The organism is Pseudoalteromonas sp. BMB (assembly GCF_001709235.1).
Lineage (GTDB): Bacteria > Pseudomonadota > Gammaproteobacteria > Enterobacterales > Alteromonadaceae > Pseudoalteromonas > Pseudoalteromonas maricaloris.
Genome location: NZ_MBQA01000222.1, coordinates 1 through 4,284, shown reverse-complemented (window position 1 = coordinate 4,284; position 4,284 = coordinate 1). Strand labels below are relative to the sequence as shown.

3 protein-coding genes are annotated in these 4,284 nt (G+C 43.4%); 2 read left to right on the top strand and 1 reads right to left on the bottom strand.

From position 1 onward, the window contains the following. Positions 1-327: 327 nt before the first annotated feature. Positions 328-1,707, bottom strand: a complete 1,380-nt coding sequence (gene ffh / locus BB427_RS23020) for a signal recognition particle protein (RefSeq protein ID WP_010371045.1) — start codon at positions 1,705-1,707, stop codon at positions 328-330. Positions 1,708-1,914: 207 nt separating this feature from the next. Here ffh and BB427_RS23015 point away from each other — a divergent pair, with 207 nt between their 5' ends. Further along, positions 1,915-2,721 carry a cytochrome C assembly family protein gene (locus BB427_RS23015; protein ID WP_069023509.1) on the top strand — a complete coding sequence of 269 codons (807 nt, stop codon included), beginning with the start codon at positions 1,915-1,917 and terminating at the stop codon, positions 2,719-2,721. A 68-nt stretch (positions 2,722-2,789) separates the two neighbouring features. Next, the gene (locus tag BB427_RS23010) at positions 2,790-4,052 is read left to right on the top strand and encodes an HlyC/CorC family transporter (protein WP_010606684.1); all 1,263 of its coding nucleotides are present in this window, start codon (positions 2,790-2,792) and stop codon (positions 4,050-4,052) included. Positions 4,053-4,284 lie beyond the last annotated feature (232 nt).

The following is a 4,284-nucleotide window of genomic DNA, read 5'->3' as shown; positions in this document are numbered from 1 at the left end:
AGCACAACTTAGTTTTTTCCTTGTCTAGCCAGCAAGATTTAGGGAAAACAAGGCGAATTTACGCACCAATAGCTGGCTATTGGAAGTGAATTCAACGCAGTTAGCGCTATAACTGGCTGCTAGAAAGGCATTAATCATCCGCAGCTCAGGTTACTTAGATTAAGTATGTTAGAAAGACAAAAAGGAGGGAGTTAAACGACCTCACAGCGACTACAGCATAGGTTTTACATCAGCCGTGGTCGAGAGCAAATTGAAAAGGCCAATGAAAAAATCACTGGCCTCTAAAAACCCATCAACTCATTTTAGGATGGAATATTTTTGTTTGATTTAGAACTTAGGCCCACCGCCACCGAACATGCCCGGCGGCATCATGCCTTTCATGTTCTTCATCATTTTCATCATGCCGCCTTTGCCTTTCATCTTCTTCATCATCTTCTGCATTTGGGTAAATTGCTTCAGCAACTTATTAATGTCTTGTACTTGCGTACCAGAACCCGCAGCGATACGCTTTTTACGCGAGCCTTTGATGATTTCAGGACGTGCACGCTCTTTTGGAGTCATTGAGCTTATGATGGCTTCCATTTGGTTAAAGGTCTTATCATTTACTTGACCTTTTACTGCATCTGGCAAGTTCGACATACCAGGCAGCTTTTCCATCATCGACATCATGCCGCCCATGTTTTTCATCTGGCGCAGCTGCTCAGCAAAATCTTCCAGTGTAAAACCGTCGCCTTTAAAGACTTTCTCAGCCACTTTTTGGGCTTTGTCTTTATCGACTTTCATTTCGACTTCTTCAATAAGCGACAGTACGTCGCCCATACCTAGAATTCGAGATGCAACACGGTCAGGGTGGAATGGCTCTAAGGCATCGGTTCTTTCACCCACACCGATAAACTTAATGGGTTTACCTGTAATATGACGAATAGACAACGCCGCACCGCCACGCGCATCACCATCCGTCTTGGTTAAGATAACACCGCTGAGTGGCAGCGCTTCATCAAACGCTTTTGCTGTATTTGCAGCATCCTGACCTGTCATTGAGTCAACAACAAATAAGGTTTCAATCGGATTAATCGCCGCGTGTAAATCTTTGATTTCGTCCATCATGTCTGCATCTACGTGCAAACGACCTGCGGTATCCACAAGTACCACATCAATGAACTTTTTCTTCGCGTGAGAAATAGCACCCGTTGCGATATCTACCGGCTTTTGTGAAATATCACTGGGGAAGAACTCGACGTCAACCTCTGCTGCTAACGTTTCAAGCTGTTTGATAGCCGCAGGACGATAAACGTCAGCACTCACCACCAACACAGATTTCTTTTTGCGCTCTTTAAGGAATTTAGCCAGCTTACCAACACTGGTGGTTTTACCCGCACCTTGAAGACCTGCCATCATCACGACAGCTGGCGGCTGCGCGTTTAGGTTAAGCTCTTCGTTGGCCTCACCCATCGACTTTTCAAGTTCTTCACGAACAATCTTGATGAAAACCTGGCCTGGGCTCAGACTCTTTGTGACTTCTACACCAACCGCGCGTTCTTTTACTTGTTTTACAAAGTCGCGCACAACTGGCAAGGCAACGTCAGCCTCAAGCAATGCCATGCGTACTTCACGGAGTGTTTCTTTAATATTGTCTTCAGTTAGTCGGCCACGGCCACTGATGTTTTTAAGCGTTTTTCCTAAACGCTCTTGGAGGTTTTCAAACATGTATCGGTTCCAAAATCTCGAAATTGTCGGGCATTATACTGATATGCGAGCCACTAATACAGTATTCAAGCCGATTGTTCTGCTTTTTACGCTTTCGCTGAACGAAAATAAGAATAAGTTAACGGATTGAGATAAAACCCTATGCAAGTGGATAGGCTTTAAATACAATAGCTAAAAAAGGAAAGCAAAAATTAGGCACTTATTTTTATGTTGATTATTAGCTTGTCATTAATCGCCTGTCTCTTTTACATCATGGCCACCAGCCATGTTTTATCGCGCTTATTTGACAAACAAGGTCCAGATCAAAAGAAAACCTTAATATTAAGCACCGTCGCCATTTTAACTCATATGCTAGTATTGGTGAATTCAGTGTTTACGCATCAAGGACAAGATCTCAGTACCGTCAACGTTGCCTTGTTAACCTGTTGGGTTATCGTTGTTTCTGTAACGACCGTATCTTTACGCTTCCCTGCAACATTATTGCTACCCGTGGTGTATGGCTTCGCGGCTATTTTGTTATTAGCAAGCCTATTTATTCCACACCACATTATTATGCATACGATAAATATAGATGTTGGCCTCGTTGTACATATTTCACTTTCTTTGTTGGCTTACTGCGTACTTATCATCGCCACCCTCTACGCCATTCAATTTATGTTTATTGATAAACGTCTAAAACAGCGGGATTTGGCGATTATGACCAGCCATCTACCGCCACTTATGCAAGTGGAAAGGCAGCTTTATCAACTGTTATTTGTAGGCACAGGTTTATTAACGCTGGCATTGGCATCCGGCTTTTACTTTTTAGACGGTATGTTCGCCAAAGAGACTATTCACAAAACCATTTTATCTATCGTTGCATGGCTTATTTATGTCGTCGTCGCCTTTGGGCATAAGCAGTTCGGCTGGCGCGGTAAGTCTGTAGTGATTTCAATCATAGCGGCTTCTGGCATCGTAACTTTAGGTTACTTTGGCAGTCGCTTTATACAAGAAGTGATTTTAGGCAGGTTTTAAACTTTAACTTGACTATCGTAACTCACTAACGCTTAATACTCTTTCGTAAGTAAAAAAGGGATCCACTGTTGGAAGACATATCGACCAGCGCCTTGTTTATCATACTCGGCGTGCTCATTTTGATGTCGGCTTATTTTTCTAGTTCAGAAACCGGTATCATGTCAATCAACCGTATTCGTCTACGCCATCTTGAAAAAGAGAATCACCGTGGTGCGAAGCGTGTAAGTAACCTCCTTAACCGTCCTGATAGACTGATTGGTCTGATCCTGATCGGAAATAACCTCGTCAATATTGCCGCTGCACAAGTTGCAACCATCATTGGATTACGCCTGTATGGCGATATGGGTATCGCAGTAGCTACTTTTGGCCTCACACTCGTGGTCCTTATCTTCGCTGAAGTTACACCTAAGACTCTCGCAGCTTTATACCCTGAGAAAGTCGCGTTTCCAAGCTCAGTTATCCTAAAAGTGTTGTTGAAGGTCTTGTTTCCTTTGGTTGTTGCGACCAACTGGATCACCAATGGTATGTTACGTTTGGTCGGGATCACACCACAAGAGATTGAAGAGCACAGCCTAAGTAAAGAAGAATTAAAAACCGTGGTAAATGAGTCAAGCGCTATGTTGCCCTCAAACCACCAAAACATGCTCACTTCTATCTTAGACTTAGATCACGTGACCGTAGAAGACATTATGATCCCACGCAGTGAAATCAATGCGATAGATATCAATGACGAGTGGAAAGATATTGCTCGCCAGCTCACGAATGCGCAGCACACCCGAGTGCTACTTTACCGTGACCAAATTGATGATGCGGTTGGTTTTATTCACGCTCGTGATGCGCTACGCCTACTGACAAAAGAGCAGTTTGATAAGCCGTCACTACTGCGTGCGGTAAGAGAGATTTACTATGTACCAGAGAATACCTCGCTCAATACACAGCTGATCAAATTCCAAGAAGCCAAAGAGCGTATTGGTCTTGTTGTTGATGAGTATGGTGACATTCAAGGTCTGGTTACGCTCGAAGATATTCTTGAAGAAGTCGTAGGTGACTTTACCACCACGCAGACGCGCGCGCCGAGCGAAGACGTAAACATGCAGCGAGATGGCTCAGTTATGGTTGACGGCAGTGTAAACGTGCGTGACTTAAATAAAGAAATGAGTTGGGACTTACCTACCGAAGGTCCTAAAACACTCAGCGGCCTGATTGTTGAACACCTTGAAGATATTCCAGATGCGCCTCTTGGCTTAACGATTTCTGGTTATAAGATGGAAGTCATTGAGATCAAAGAAAACATGATCAAGATGGTGAAAATTTCTTCTAATACCAATTAGCTTAATTAAGTGGTCTATTTTGAGGCAAGAAAATCTTGTCGATAACAAGGCAAAAATTTTACTATTTAACCTGAGGTTTGGATAAGGAATGTTCCAACTCATTGTTGCTAAAGCACAACTTAGTTTTCTCCTTGTCTAGCCAGAGAGTTTTAGGGAAAACACCGCTTCCGCGTCCTGCTCTCGCTAAGGTACCTACATCCTGTAGGCAAGGCGAATTTACGCACCAATAGCT

What these genes read in the sequence shown, in the direction of transcription:
- ffh (WP_010371045.1), bottom strand. Translation starts at nt 1,707, where the DNA reads ATGTTTGAAAACCTCCAAGAGCGTTTAGGAAAAACGCTTAAAAACATC.
- BB427_RS23015 (WP_069023509.1), top strand. Translation starts at nt 1,915, where the DNA reads ATGTTGATTATTAGCTTGTCATTAATCGCCTGTCTCTTTTACATCATG.